Annotated in this window: 13 protein-coding genes; all 13 read left to right on the top strand. The window is 48.6% G+C overall.

Translation table 11 applies throughout. The features are described from left to right. The first annotated feature begins 196 nt into the window (after positions 1 to 196). The 13 genes from F6I03_RS04435 (at position 197) to msrA (ending at position 14,186) form a co-directional block, all read left to right on the top strand. A complete protein-coding gene (locus tag F6I03_RS04435) occupies positions 197 to 961 on the top strand; it encodes a ParA family protein (RefSeq protein ID WP_070430670.1) in 765 nt (254 codons plus the stop codon). Further along, positions 951 to 1,883, top strand: coding sequence for a ParB/RepB/Spo0J family partition protein (locus tag F6I03_RS04430; RefSeq protein ID WP_070430671.1), 933 nt, complete (start codon positions 951 to 953; stop codon positions 1,881 to 1,883). The genes F6I03_RS04435 and F6I03_RS04430 overlap by 11 nt, the downstream gene beginning before the upstream one ends. A 12-nt stretch (positions 1,884 to 1,895) precedes the next feature. Further along, on the top strand, positions 1,896 to 2,096 hold the full coding sequence (locus tag F6I03_RS04425) for a DUF951 domain-containing protein (RefSeq protein ID WP_070430672.1): 201 nt from the start codon (positions 1,896 to 1,898) through the stop codon (positions 2,094 to 2,096). Between the two features lie 22 nt (positions 2,097 to 2,118). Then, positions 2,119 to 3,216 carry a redox-regulated ATPase YchF gene (ychF, locus tag F6I03_RS04420; RefSeq protein ID WP_070430673.1) on the top strand — a complete coding sequence of 366 codons (1,098 nt, stop codon included), beginning with the start codon at positions 2,119 to 2,121 and terminating at the stop codon, positions 3,214 to 3,216. 12 nt (positions 3,217 to 3,228) lie between these two features. Further along, entirely contained in the window at positions 3,229 to 3,933 is a 705-nt protein-coding gene (locus tag F6I03_RS04415) for a DUF1129 domain-containing protein (RefSeq protein ID WP_070430674.1), read from the top strand. 794 nt (positions 3,934 to 4,727) lie between these two features. After that, positions 4,728 to 5,771 (top strand): thioredoxin domain-containing protein, encoded by a 1,044-nt coding sequence (locus tag F6I03_RS04410; RefSeq protein ID WP_070430675.1) that lies wholly within the window; start codon positions 4,728 to 4,730, stop codon positions 5,769 to 5,771. A 133-nt stretch (positions 5,772 to 5,904) separates the two neighbouring features. Further along, positions 5,905 to 7,386, top strand: coding sequence for an IMP dehydrogenase (guaB, locus tag F6I03_RS04405; protein ID WP_070430676.1), 1,482 nt, complete (start codon positions 5,905 to 5,907; stop codon positions 7,384 to 7,386). Between the two features lie 139 nt (positions 7,387 to 7,525). Further along, a complete protein-coding gene (locus F6I03_RS04400; protein ID WP_070430677.1) occupies positions 7,526 to 8,038 on the top strand; it encodes a type 1 glutamine amidotransferase domain-containing protein in 513 nt (170 codons plus the stop codon). 586 nt (positions 8,039 to 8,624) lie between these two features. Beyond that, complete coding sequence (locus tag F6I03_RS04395; protein ID WP_067973754.1) at positions 8,625 to 9,329, top strand: response regulator transcription factor; 705 nt, start codon at positions 8,625 to 8,627, stop codon at positions 9,327 to 9,329. A gap of 27 nt (positions 9,330 to 9,356) precedes the next feature. After that, entirely contained in the window at positions 9,357 to 10,502 is a 1,146-nt protein-coding gene (locus F6I03_RS04390) for a sensor histidine kinase (RefSeq protein ID WP_070431509.1), read from the top strand. Between the two features lie 41 nt (positions 10,503 to 10,543). Continuing rightward, positions 10,544 to 11,887: a serine hydrolase gene (locus tag F6I03_RS04385; RefSeq protein WP_168160485.1), complete on the top strand. Its 1,344-nt coding sequence runs from the start codon at positions 10,544 to 10,546 to the stop codon at positions 11,885 to 11,887. Between the two features lie 347 nt (positions 11,888 to 12,234). Then, positions 12,235 to 13,527 (top strand): serine--tRNA ligase, encoded by a 1,293-nt coding sequence (gene serS / locus F6I03_RS04380; protein ID WP_070431507.1) that lies wholly within the window; start codon positions 12,235 to 12,237, stop codon positions 13,525 to 13,527. A gap of 140 nt (positions 13,528 to 13,667) precedes the next feature. Continuing rightward, entirely contained in the window at positions 13,668 to 14,186 is a 519-nt protein-coding gene (gene msrA, locus F6I03_RS04375; RefSeq protein ID WP_070431506.1) for a peptide-methionine (S)-S-oxide reductase MsrA, read from the top strand. The last annotated feature ends 480 nt before the right edge of the window (positions 14,187 to 14,666 follow it).

The following is a 14,666-nucleotide window of genomic DNA, read 5'->3' as shown; positions in this document are numbered from 1 at the left end:
GCTCGCTAAATATAAAATTACGAGCACAGCGCCCTTTTTTTTGATACAATGAAGGAGACAGAATAGAATATATGCGAAGAATGTCGGACTCAATCTGGGATTCGGAAGAAATGCGAGGGGGAAGGAGCGCATTTCCTTCCTTTTTTCTTGCTTGAGTGCTGACAGAGCGATCAGCGACTAAGGAGGTAATTGGAATATGGGAAAGGTAATTGCGGTTGCCAATCAGAAAGGTGGCGTTGGTAAGACCACCACGACAGTGAACCTGGCGGCCTGCCTGGCTTATCATGATAAGAAGGTCCTCTTGATCGATAGCGATGCCCAAGGGAATGCCAGTAGTGGCTTGGGGATTAATAAGGCAGAGGTGGAAGAAGATATCTATGACGTTCTCATCAACGGCAGAGACTTAGCCGATGTGACCCTGCCTTCTTCCCGGGAGAATGTGGACGTGGTGCCAGCAACCTTGCAATTGGCAGGGGCTGAGGTGGAACTCACCAATCTCTCTCACCGTGAGCAGCGGATGAAGGCGGCCATTGCGCCAGTCCGCGACCAGTATGACTATATCTTCATTGACTGCCCACCTTCTTTAGGGCATTTGACCTTGAATGCCTTCACCGCTGCGGATTCCGTCCTCATTCCTGTTCAGAGTGAGTACTATGCCTTGGAGGGCCTGAGCCAGTTACTCAATACCATCCAATTGGTACAGAAACACTTTAACCCCCACTTGAAGCTGGAGGGGGTTCTAATGACCATGTACGACGCCCGGACCAATCTCAGCAATGAAGTGGTCCAAGAGGTGCGCAAGTACTTCGGCGACAAGGTCTATGACACCCTGATTCCGCGCAATGTCCGCTTATCTGAAGCCCCTTCCTATGGCCTAGCCATCATCGACTATGACAAGCGATCGCGGGGGGCGGAAGTCTATCTTGAATTAGCAAAGGAAGTGCTGGCAAATGACGACTAAGAACCGTGGTTTAGGTAAAGGGATTGGCGCTTTCTTCTCAGATGAAAGCAATCCTTTTGAAAAAGATTATATCGGAAGCGATAGCCAGGGACCTGCCCAGGCGCCGCTTGACCCTGATCATGAGCAGGTGGTAGAGGTTGCCCTTGATGAGATCCGCCCCAACCCTTACCAGCCGCGGCTCAATTTCTCTGAGAAGGCCCTGCAGGAGTTGGCGGATTCCATTGCGGAGCAGGGGCTCCTCCAGCCCATTATCCTCCGCAAGTCAGCCATCAAGGGCTATGAGATCATTGCAGGGGAACGCCGTTACCGGGCGACCAAGCTGAATGGGGCAGCGACCATTCCCGCCATTGTGCGCGAGATGACCGATGCCCAAATGATCGAAACAGCGATCATTGAGAACCTGCAGCGTGAAGACCTGACCCCCTTGGAAGAGGCCCAGGCCTATCAGAATTTAATTGATAGCCTGTCCTTGACCCAGGCTGAAGCAGCCAAGCGTTTGGGCAAGAGCCGGTCCTATATTGCCAACTACCTCCGCCTCTTGGACTTGACACCTGAAGTTAAGCACCTGGTCCAAGAAGGGGACTTGTCTATGGGTCAGGCCCGGACGCTTTTGGCCCTAAAGAATCCTAAAGACCAGACGCGATTGGCTAAGAAGGTCGTGAATGAGGGGATGACGGTCCGGCAATTGGAGAAGATGGTCCAAACATTGAATGAACCAGTGGAGGCCCAAGCCAGTCAGAAGGTTCAAGCCCCACAGAAACCGACCTATATCCGCGAGAGTGAAGACCTCTTGATGGATAAGTTTGGAACCAATGTTCAGATCCAGAGCAAGGGCGACCACGGCAAGATTGAGATTGAATACTTGTCCGAGGAAGACCTGACGCGGATCTTAGACTTATTGAATATTCGCCTAGATGATTAAGGAGGGGATAGGATGGTAGACAAGAATTATGGCCTCCATGATGTGGTCGAGATGAAGAAGCCCCACCCTTGCAAGACCAATGCCTGGGAGATCATCCGTATGGGGATGGATATCCGGATGAAATGCCAGGGGTGCGGCCAGTCCGTGATGATGCCACGGCGCGAATTCGAAAAGAAAATGAAAAAAGTTATTGAAAAAGCAGAAAATGAATAGGAAAGTGAGTGAACAATAAGCAATGGCTTTAACAGCAGGAATTGTCGGCTTGCCAAATGTGGGTAAGTCAACCTTATTTAACGCAATTACCAAGTCGCAAGTGGAAGCAGCAAACTACCCCTTCGCGACGATTGACCCCAATGTGGGCGTGGTGGAAGTCCCTGACGACCGGCTCTGGAAGATTACTGAAGTGGTCGAACCTAAGAAGACGGTCCCTACGACCTTTGAATTTACCGATATTGCAGGGATTGTGAAGGGGGCCTCTAAGGGGGAAGGTTTAGGGAATAAATTCCTGGCCAATATCCGTGAAGTGGATGCTATCTGCCATGTGGTTCGGTGTTTCGATGATGAGAACATTACCCATGTCAGCGGCGGTATCAACCCCCAAGACGATATTGAAACCATCAACCTGGAATTAGTCCTAGCTGACCTCGAAAGCGTCAGCAAACGCTACGAAAAAGCGGCTAAAATGGCTAAATCCAAGCAGCATGAAGCCGTTGTAGAAGCCAATGTCTTGGGCCGGATCAAGGAGGCCTTAGAAGCTGGCACACCTGCCCGGGCCTTGGACTTCAATGAAGAAGAAATGGGCTTTGTTAAGCAACTCTTCCTCCTCACCATGAAGCCGGTCCTCTATGTCGCTAACGTCGAGGAAGAAGATGCAGCCTCTGGCGATAACGAACACGTCCAAGCGGTTCGCGAAATTGCGGATGCAGAAGGGGCCCAAGTGGTGGTTGTCTGTGCTAAGTTAGAAGAAGACCTGGCGACTATGGAAGAGGATGACCGGGCCATGTTCCTGGAAGACTTAGGCATGAGCCAATCAGGCCTAGATGTTCTGATCCAACGCTCTTACACCCTGCTTGGCCTAGCCACTTACTTTACAGCTGGTGAACAAGAAGTCCGCGCCTGGACCTTCAAGAAGGGCATGAAAGCTCCTCAAGCGGCTGGTATCATCCACTCTGACTTCGAGCGTGGCTTCATCCGGGCAGAAACCGTCCACTATGATGACTTAATGACTTACGGCAGCATGCAAGCCTGCAAGGAACACGGCAAGTACCGGTCGGAAGGCAAGGACTATGTGGTCCAAGATGGCGACATCATGCTCTTCCGCTTCAATGTTTAGGAGGAAATTGTCATGACAGAAGATCAATCCGTCAAAGACCAAGCAGTCAGCCTGGCTGACCTTGAAGAAGAAAACCAAACGCTCTATCCTAAACTGACCAAGCGCAACCAGGACTTCATCTTCCAATTCAATAAGGAAATGAAGGCTCAGGGGGCAGAGGAAGCCGCCATCCGCCATGAAAACACCATGATCAAGGAAATGCTGGACAAGCAAGGCCAGGGGATCACGGCCAACCATCTCTATGGCACTCCTATCCAATATGTCCAGCAAGTCCTCTATGGGCCAAGCCAGGTCGAAGCCGAGCCTGCGACCTTCCAGCAACTCTGGTTGGACAGTGCCCTCTTCATCGGCGGCATGTTCGCTGCCCTAGCTGGTATCGGTGCCATCAGCAGCAACCAAGAGGCCAACAGCCAATCCTTTGGCCTAGTGACCTTGATCATTAACTTCGTCCTCGGTGGCCTCGCGATGGCGATTCTGACTTACTACCAACAAAACATGGACCGGGACGCCAAGCACCCCATCCTCCGCTATATCGGCGTTGGGGCGGCTGTTGTCATTGCCTGGATCGGCGTGGTCAGCCTGAGCACAATTCTTATCCCCGCCAGCATCAACATCGTCCTCCCCGCCTTCCTCTACTTCGCCATCGCCGTCATCGCTTTCGTCGGCAGATGGTGGTACAAGAAAACTTATAACATCCAGACCAACACATTGTTCTAACAGGGTGTGAGGGAGCGCGGTCAGCTTCCTTTCACTGGAGCAAGTCACCAGAGCAGTCGACTAGACTGCGGCGGAGACTTGTGAAGTGACAAGGAAGTTGCGCGACCGAACCCGACTATACAAGGTGTGAGGCTTGGCGGTTAGACTCGGATGATTGGAGCAAGTCAGAATAAGAGCGAAGTAGTCGCTCGTTTCTGACTTGTGAAATCACTCCGAGTCTGCCAAGTCGAACCCGACTAGGGCTATGAGCAGACCAGCTAAACAGACAAATAATCCTTCACTAAGCTAGCCTTCTTTTGCTAGCTTAGTTTTGTTAATCGGAAACTTTCGATTGGTCATCGTAAGCATACTAGACTTGATAGGGTCGTTTTTTTGATAATATAAAAATATGAAGCGAGATTCAAAATAATTGAGGTGATTTTAGAAATGACTCAGCCCGTGATTTACCGAAAAGATGTCTTTGTTATTTCTATCCTGATTCCAATTCTTGTCCTAGTCCTGTTTAAGGTATCTGGCATATCGCTTCGAAGTTGGTTGACGCTAGCCTGCCCCATTTATCTCCTGCATGGCTTCTATCTTCTAAAATTTATCCACTACCATAGAAAGTATAGCCATGACTAGGAAAGGCTCAGTAGCCAATGCGTCAACAAGTTAGTTAGCGTCAAGTCTGCAAACTTTGGATTAATCGTTCAAGTTTGTAGGCTTTTTACTTTCTTTAAGTGAGGGCTTTTTATAGTCCTTGGCCTTGCTTCTTGTTACAATGAACTTAACTTAACTGAGGAGGTTATTTCTATATGAATACGGCAGATATTAATCCAAAGGGAATCGGCACAGAGCTCGGTATAAAATTGGGCTGCGATGATGCGCCGATTAAATCGATTGAATTTATTAATTACCGCTGTCCTTTTGCCCGGAAGTTCTTCCAAAACAATTCTTACTTATTAGACGAGTGGGTGGCAGCAGGCAAGTTGCAGCGGATTATCAAATCCTACGACCGCGACAAGCATGAGTTGTCCAAGGCCAATGTCCTCCACCAATATATTGATTATGACCGACCAGAAGAATCCTATCAGTTGATCCATTATTTCTATGCCAACCAGGATGTTTGGGGAGAATTGGACCACGATGGCGTTAAAGATTGGGTGGAGAATGTGGTTGGACTCGAGCGGCAGAATAATGAAGAAGTCGCCCAGGCGATCCGCCAAGAAGGGGAAGACAACGGGGTGCGCTTCGTTCCTACTGTCTTCCTGGCAGGCCACATCTTAGATGAACACGAAGACCACTTCACCATCCGCAAGTGGCTGGCAGAGGCGCTAGAAGACCAAGACTTAGCCAATGACTTTGACCCGGATGCTCTGAGCGAGGATATTGGTTTTGTAGTCGGCTCAGACCAGGCAGAAAAGACCATCTATCAATTTATTGACCTCTATGAAGCAGAATCAGCAGCCTACGTCAAGGAAGCTTTCCCGATTCTGCGCCAAGCGCTTGCTTCGGGCCAAGTGCGCCTAGTGACCAAGCTCTTTAGCTTGCGGCATGGGGGCAGCTACAAGGGCGAAGTGATGCAGCGCTTTGTGGACTATCAAAGCCCAGAGAAAGCTTTATACCAAGTGGAAGAGATCCTCGCCCGGCGTCCCGAATGGGTGGCTTCCGACTTTGAAGGGGTCTTTAGATTCGCAGAAGAAGAACTGGGCTACCGCTATCAAGGCAACCAAGCAGCCCTCAAAGCCGCTTACAAAGAAGGCAAGGCAGTGGGCGTTGAAGCCAGTCCAGCCGTCTTTATCGATGGTCAAGGCTTCCAAGCTGACCAAGCCCTCTCAGTCCTTCAAAATAAGCTATAAGACGAACAATAAAATAATTTTTAAATAAAAAGTTCGCTATTAACCGCGAAAGATTAAAATAATTGTTGACAATTTCGGAAGTTCGGGCTATCCTATTGAATAATCTAAAAAGGAAAAGGAGCGGATTAACACCATGTCGAACTGGGAAAATAAATTTGTCAAAGAAGGAATTACCTTCGATGATGTCTTACTCGTGCCTGCTGCAAGTGATGTCCTACCTGATGAAGCGGATTTAGCCATCCAGCTATCTGACCATTTGAAATTGAATGTCCCCATCCTATCAGCTTCTATGGATACGGTAACGGAAGCAGATATGGCCATTGCTATGGCACGGTCTGGCGGCCTAGGGATTATCCATAAGAACATGACTATTGACCGCCAGGCTGAAGAAGTTCGCAAGGTGAAGCGCTCTGAGAGTGGTGTCATCACGAACCCCTTCTACCTCTTCCCAGACAACAAGGTGCAAGAAGCTGAAGACTTGATGGCACGCTACCGGATCAGTGGGGTTCCCATCGTCAAGGATGAAAGCTCGCGTGAATTACTGGGGATCATCACCAACCGCGATATTCGCTTTGTCCGCGACCTATCCGAACCGATTCATGAATATATGACCACGGAAGAAATGGTCACCGCGCCTTCTAATACTAGCCTAGAAGAAGCCGAAGCCCTCCTACAAAAATACCGCATTGAAAAACTCCCTTTGATTGATGACCAAGGTCGCTTGACGGGTCTAATTACCTTCAAAGATATCCAAAACGTGACCGACTATCCGAATGCAGCGAAAGATGCCAAGGGGCGTTTAGTCTGTGGGGCAGCTGTTGGTGTCACTTCAGATACCTTCGAACGGGCCAAGGCCCTCATAGAAGCAGGCGTGGACGCTATTGTGATTGATACTGCCCACGGTCACTCCACGGGTGTTCTCCGCAAGGTCAAGGAAATCCGCGACCAGTTCTCAGATGTCACTTTGATTGCTGGGAATGTGGCCACTGCAGAAGGCACCCGGGCCCTTTTTGAAACAGGGGTCGATATTGTCAAAGTCGGCATTGGGCCGGGTTCAATCTGTACCACCCGGGTAGTCGCTGGGGTAGGAGTTCCCCAATTAACCGCCATCTATGATGCTGCTGAAGTCGCTAATGAATTTGGCAAGACCATCATCGCCGATGGGGGGATTAAGTACTCAGGGGATATTGTTAAAGCCCTGGCTGCTGGGGGCCACGCTGTGATGCTGGGGTCCATGTTGGCAGGGACAGACGAATCCCCAGGTGAGATTGAGATCTACCAAGGCCGCCGCTTCAAGACCTACCGCGGCATGGGCAGTCTGGGTGCCATGAAGAAGGGCTCAGCTGACCGTTACTTCCAAGGTGAAGTGAACGAAGCCAACAAGCTCGTCCCAGAAGGTATCGAAGGCCGGGTCAGCTATAAGGGCTCAGTGGTCGATATCATCTTCCAAATGGTCGGCGGCATCCGGTCCGGTATGGGCTATTGCGGGGCACACAATATTGAAGACCTCCGCCAAAATGCCCAGTTTGTTCGCATGTCAGCGGCAGGTCTGATCGAATCCCACCCACACGATATCCAAATCACCAAGGAAGCCCCCAACTATTCACGTGGATAAGAGCAAGGACAAGCGTCTAGCCCAGGCTAGGCGTTTTTCTTATAGTCAGGCTGAGCGGATTACTCGCCTTTGCCAGGCTGACATGTTAGGATGAAAGAGAAGTTGAACGTGTATTGAATTGAAGGAGGTTCCATAATTTATGGCAAAAATTGCAGCAATTATCACAGACCTATTCGAAGATTCAGAGTTTACATCACCTAAGGAAGCCCTCGAGGCTGCGGGACACGAAGTCGTGACCGTGGGACTCGAAGCTGGCCAAACCGTTAAAGGTAAAAGTGAAGGCACAGAAGTAGAAGTCGCAGTTGGGATTGACGCAGCGAAAGGCGAAGACTATGATGCCTTGCTCATTCCTGGGGGATATTCACCTGACAAATTACGGGGCGACGAGCGCGTATTAGATTTTGTTCGTCACTTTGCATTCAAGCGCAAGCCTATTTTCTCCATTTGCCACGCCCCTCAATTGCTGGTCAATGCTGACGTATTGAAGGGAAAATCCATTACAGCCGTTAAACAAGTTGCTGTCGATGTGAAAAATGCGGGCGCTAACTTCTTTGATGAAGAAGTTGTCATTGATCCATCCGGTATTGTTTCAAGCCGGACCCCAGCAGACTTGGATGCCTTCAACAAAGCCATTGTCGATGCCTTAAAATAGACCCCTTAGATGAATAGAAAAGAGAGCAGGGCAGCCTGCTCTTTTTCTTTGGGCTGTGTTTGGAAGGATGCTGCGGAGGGAGCAAGCCACAGTCCAAGACTTCGATTGGGATTTGGGTGATTTGTATTCAGAGCTGACGAATACAAAATGACGCTTGCGATTTGCGCTCAGAGCTTCCGAGAGCAATTATCCGAGCCTAAACGCTCTTGCTCACACCCTAGTTGGGTTCGGTCGCGCAGCTTCCTTGTCACTTCACAAGTCTCCGCCGCAGTCTGATCGACTGCTCTGGTGACTTGCTCCAGTGAAAGGAAGCTAACCGCGCGCCCTCACACCCTTTGTAGTCGGGTTCGACTTGGCAGGCTTGGGGTGATTTCACAAGTCTGAAACGAGCGACTACTTCGCTCTTATTCTGACTTGCTCCAATCATCCAAGCCTAAGCGCCAAGTCTCACACCCTTTGATTTAATGCTTTCTTAAGGAGATTTGTGGGTTTTCTTTAAACAATCATAGGGATGTTTTGCTAAAATATAGGGGAGTATGTCTTTAGAAATAGTGTGTAAATAAATTTTGTGTAAGGGAGTGGCGAGATGAAGTTATTGATTGTAGATGATGATAAGGATATTGTTGAGTTACTGACGATTTATTCTAAGAATGAGGGCTACCAGGTGGTCCAAGCTTTTGATGGGGATGATGCCCTCAAGCAGATGGTGGATAATCCGGATATTGACTTGATGATCTTGGATATTATGATGCCAGGTAAGGATGGTTTGACCCTCTTGAAGGAATTGCGGGGGCGGAATGTTGAGATTCCAATCCTCTTGTTATCGGCTAAGTCGAGCGATATGGACAAGATTTCAGGTTTAACGACTGGGGCAGATGACTATGTGACCAAACCCTTCAACGCCCTAGAAGTGATGGCCCGGGTGAAGTCCCTCTTGCGGCGGGCGAATTTGTCCGATGAGAATAATACGGACACGATTGAGATTGGCCCTCTGACCATCCATAAGAATTCTCATGAGGTGAAGACGATTGATGGCAAAGAGATCCAGCTGACAGCTTTAGAATTCGGTATTCTCTATCTCTTGGCCAGTCATCCGAATGAAGTCTTCAGTGCAGACGAAATTTTTGAACGAGTTTGGCAGCAGGATTCGGTTGTTTCTGCCAAGACGGTGATGGTCCATGTCAGCCACTTACGCGATAAGATTGGTAAGGCAACCAATGGCGACAAGGTGATTTCAACGGTTTGGGGGGTAGGCTACCGGATTGTCGATCCGACAGCTGACCAAGCCTAGTGCCTAAAGATGAAGGGAGGCAAGCTCATGTATCATTCCAAACGAAGTAAATACCGCGTCTTTCTCGAAGTTTGCTTTGAGGCGGTGGTTTGGACAGCCATTCTTTTGCTAGGCTATTTTGGCATTATGTTCGTGTTGATCTTTGCCTACGATTATTACTATGTCCAGATTATGCAGCAAAATCCCTTCTCGATTATCCTCCAACCCTATTTCCAGCAGAATTTCTTCTTAGGCTTTACCCTCTGCTATGTGGTGATTGGCCTGGGCGCGGTGGCTTGGCGGATTTACCGCCGCTATCGGACGGTCCAATTGGGTTATATCTTAGATGAGTTGCATTTTATCTCTAAGGGAAACTATGACCACCGGATCTCGAGCAAGCACCTGGATTCGATGAAGCCGGTGGTTTCCTCGATTAACCGCCTGGTGGATAGTACGGTGGAAGCCATGGAAGAGGAGCGCCGGATTGAACAATCGAAAGATGAATTGATTGTTAACATGTCCCATGATATTCGGACCCCGCTGACTTCAGTGATTGGTTACCTGGGTCTCTTGGAGAGTGGCCACTATAACGATGAGCAAGAGATGAAGCACTACGCCCATATTGCTTATACCAAGTCTCTTCAATTGCAGCGGATGGTGAATGACCTGTTTGAATATACGAAGATTAGCCAGGTCAATATTAAGCTCAATGTGATGCCCATTAATGTGGTGCGGATGCTCCAGCAGATGTTAGTGGAATTTGAGATGGAGGCAGAACAGGCTGGCCGGGAGCTTCGTTTGGATGCGCCCGAAGACCAAGAAATTATTGTGGATGTGGATCCAGAGCAATTGGCGCGGGTCTTCTCTAACTTACTAACCAATGCCTTCAAGTATGGTGGCGAGGGCGACTATGTCCGTGTGGCGATTAGCCAGGATGCGGAAGAAACCCGCTTCGTCGTTGAAAATGATGGCAACGAGATTCCCCAAGATGCCTTGGACCGTCTTTTCCAACGTTTCTACCGGGTAGACAGTTCCCGGTCGCAAGAGCAATCTGGTAGCGGCCTAGGCCTGGCTATTGCAGAAGGGGTGGCCTTCCATCATCATGGCAAGATTTGGGCTGAATCAGATAGTCATAGCACACGTTTTATTTTTACAATTCCGAATCATTACCAGGAAGAGAGGTTGAATGGATGACTCTTGGAAAGAAGCTGAAAGTGTTTAAAGTGGGGCTCGTTTTGACTTTGTTATGGACGGTTATTAGTCCGACTTTGGTCCTTGCAGAGGACCAGGGAACGGGCCTGGGTGACTTTTCTAGCCAGTTAGCGAGTCAATTGAACTTAGAAGTTGACCAAGCTGCCGCTATGGACCCAGCGACAGGTCAGGCCCTCTTCCGCTACCAAGATGATGAGCTCCATGGCATTGCCTCCCTGACCAAATTGCTCAGCTTATATGTGGTCTATGATGCCATCAAGGCTGGTAAATTAGACTTCGATACCAAGATACCTGTGTCTGAGGGGGTGGCTGAACTCTCTAGGCAGCCTAACTTATCCAATGTCCCCTTGGATACTTCGGAGGATTTTTATACAGCGGGTGACTTGATCGATGCGACCCTGATTTATTCGGCGAATTCAGCCATTGTTGCCTTGGCCCAATATGTGGCAGGAGATGAAGCGACATTTGTCGATCAGATGGGAGACAAGCTCGAATCTCTCGGTATTACAGATTATAAGCTCTATACCGCTTCGGGTTTGGATGGGAAGTATCAGACGACCCATGGCGACCAATACACGAGCCAGGATGAGAACCAGATGCGGGGGATCGACCTCTTGCGGATGACCCAGCACTTGTTGAAGGACTATCCCGATATCCTGACCCGGTCAGCAGTCCCTGTCAAAGATTTCCAAGTCAATCCAGAGACGAGCTTCCGGATGGTTAACTTCAATGAATTTCTCCCTGGCCTCGCCCATGGTCGCGAGGATGTCTTGGGCCTTAAGACCGGAACCGAAGACTTGGCTGGGGCTTGTATCTTGATTGTTAGCCGGATTAACGACCGGCCCGTCCTCCTTGTGACCCTGGGGGCGCGTGATAATGAGGCCCGCTACCGGGAAACCAATAAGTTACTCAATGGTCTGCAGGACAACCTGGCATGGACCCTAATCCACCAGAAGGGCGAAGTCTTTGCGTCTAGGGACCAGGTCGCTGTCTACCAAGGCCGGCAAGACCAAGTGGACCTGCTTTACCAAGACAATTCAGCCGCCTTCCTCCCCAAAGGCCTAGACTGGGCTCAAGAGAAGGTTGAAGCCTATGCGGAGAATTGGCAGTATACCCCCCAAGGCAGCCTGCAGGTGAAGGCCCCACTCGATCCTGATCAAGCCGTGAACCAAGTGACCATTGACCTGCCCTTCCTCGAAGATGCCGAGGGACAGGCGATGACACTGACCAATGCCATTGTGCCGAGTGAGGAAGTGGAGAGCCTGAGTCCCATTGTCCGAGTAACCCGGCGGATGTCTCAGCTCATTGAGACGCTGGTTGACCAGGTGGAGCACTGGCTCCATAGCCAAGCCGCAAAAGCAAATTGACATTTGTTAAGAGAAAGATTATAATAGCCTTAATAGATTAAAATTAAAAAAGTAAGATTGTGACTAGTAAGTGATGGCTAAGTTTAAGAGAGTCCGTGTTTGCTGCGAACGGGTACTTGGTATCATTGAATCCACACAATCACTGAGTGCGAGCCCAGGTCTGGGTGAAGCATTTCCGGACAGACCGTTAACTGGAGAGTGCAGCAGGCATATGTTGATATGCTGAAGCAGGGTGGTACCGCGCGATAATGCAGATTTTAGCAGCTATTTCGTCCCTTTCTGAATCAGGAAGGGCTCGAAATAGCTTTTTTTATTAGATCATTGACTTTAATAGAGGAGGAAGACCCATGATTGATATGCGTCAATTAAGAAATAATTTTGAAGAAACAGCCCAATTGCTGGAAACGCGCGGGGTGAGCCGGGAAGAGCTAGACCAAGTGATGGCTCTCGATGAAGAACGCCGTAAGCTTCTGGTGCAGGTTGAAGAAGAGAAGAAAGTCCGCAACCAAACCTCAGAAGAGATCGCTCAATTGAAGCGGAACAAGGAAGATGCCGACGACAAGATTAAGGCCATGCAAGACCTTGGCAAAGAAATTGCGGAATTAGACCAAAAAGTGAAACAAGTAGAGGAGAAACGCCATGATCTTCTGGCCCGTATCCCTAACTTACCCGCTGAAGGTGTTCCGGTCGGAGAAGACGAAGACGACAATGAAGAGATTCACCGCAAAGGCGACTTACCTGAATTCGACTTCACTCCTAAGGCCCACTATGAAATTGGCGAAGACTTAGGTATTCTGGACTTCGCAGCTGGTGGTAAAGTGGCAGGCTCACGCTTCCTCTACTACCGCGGGATGGGCGCTAAGTTGGAACGGGCCCTCTACAACTTCATGCTGGACCAACATGCCAAAGAAGGTTATATTGAAACCATTACTCCTTATCTCGCTAATGACAAGGCCATGTATGGGACAGGACAATTCCCTAAATTTACTGAAGATGTCTTCCAGATCGAACATGATGACCGTGACCTGACCTTGATTCCTACGGCTGAAGTGACCTTGACTAACTACTATGCAGGAGATATTATCCCAGGCGAAGAATTACCGATTAAGTTTACGGCCATGTCGCCTTGCTTCCGTTCAGAAGCAGGCTCAGCAGGTCGGGATACCCGGGGTTTGATTCGCCTCCACCAATTCCACAAGGTTGAAATGGTTAAATTTGCTAAACCAGACCAATCCTTTGATGAATTAGAAAGCATGACCCAGAATGCTGAAAATATCTTAGACATGCTGAAATTACCTTACCGCCGCATCGTTCTCTGTACAGGGGACATGGGCTTCGGAGCGTCTAAGACTTATGACATTGAAGTTTGGATCCCTGCCCAAGATACCTACCGTGAAATTTCATCATGTTCTAACTGTGTGGACTTCCAGGCACGCCGGGCTAAGATTCGTTACCGGGATGAGAATGGTAAGCCACAACTTGCTCATACCTTGAATGGTTCTGGTTTAGCTGTTGGCCGAACGGTAGCAGCTGTCCTAGAAAATTACCAAAATGCGGATGGCTCTGTGACCATCCCAGAAGTACTCGTTCCTTATATGGGTGGTGTCACTAAGATCACTAAAGAGAACGCTCTGGGCTAGAAATTCAGTCAGTCTTAAATAAGAGGAGGTTGGAGCATTGGGCTCGAGCCTCTTTTTTAGCTGAGGCCTAGAACTAGGTCGAATAGTCAAAAGCTGTTACAATAGAAGTAAGCATACAATTCAAAGGAAGGTGACACGGTATGGCAGAGAAGAAAGCAATTTTTGCAGGGGGATGTTTTTGGTGTATGGTTCAGCCCTTCGACCAATATCCCGGTATCCATTCAGTAGTATCCGGTTATACGGGTGGGCATGTAGCCAATCCTACTTATGAAGAGGTCTGCCGCGGCAATACAGGGCACACGGAAGCCGTTGAAATCACTTATGACCCTGAACAAATTTCCTATGAGGACCTCCTAAAGATTTACTGGCAGCAAACCGATCCCACAGATGCTATGGGACAATTCGTTGACCGGGGAGACTCTTACCGGCCGGTGATTTTTTACGCCGATGAAGAACAGAAGCAGGCAGCCCTGGACTCCAAGGCCGCGCTCGAAGCAAGTGGGCGTTTTGATGATCCAATTGTGACTCAGATTGAAGCTGCCCAGACCTTTTACCCTGCTGAAGACTACCACCAAGATTTCTATCGGAAGAATCCTGACCACTACAAACGTTACCGCCGAGGATCAGGACGCCAAGATTTTATCGATAAGAATTGGTAGGACAAAGAGCAGAAGCTGCTAGCGAGTAACTAGGAACTCTGACTGGGCCTTGACTGGCCTAGCCAGAGTTTAATTTTTATTAGAGAAAGGGCGCAAATAAAGCCGGTTATATTTTTCTAGGGAAAATTAATAAAAAAGACTTTACAAAAGTTCTGAAAGCTGATATTATATTCCTTGTCCTCAAAAAGACCTTGAAAAAATAAATATTTTGAAAAAAGTCTTGACGAAGACCCGTTGAGTACGGTATACTATAAAAGTTGTTTCTAATGGGAAGCAACGAAAAAAAGAATTTGAAAAAGTTCTTGACATTTCGTTCTCGATGAGATATCATTAAATAGTTGTCTCAAAAGAGGCGAGATAGACCTTTGAAAACTGAACAAAGAAGACGAACCAATTGTGTAGGGCATCAACTTCGAGTTGATGAACCAACAATTCAAACAATAAATAGTTGAGCAAACAACTATAAAAAGTCAGCAATAA

This window comes from Aerococcus sanguinicola (assembly GCF_008726925.1).
Taxonomy (GTDB): Bacteria; Bacillota; Bacilli; order Lactobacillales; family Aerococcaceae; genus Aerococcus.
This window is presented reverse-complemented; position numbering and strand designations above follow the sequence as displayed.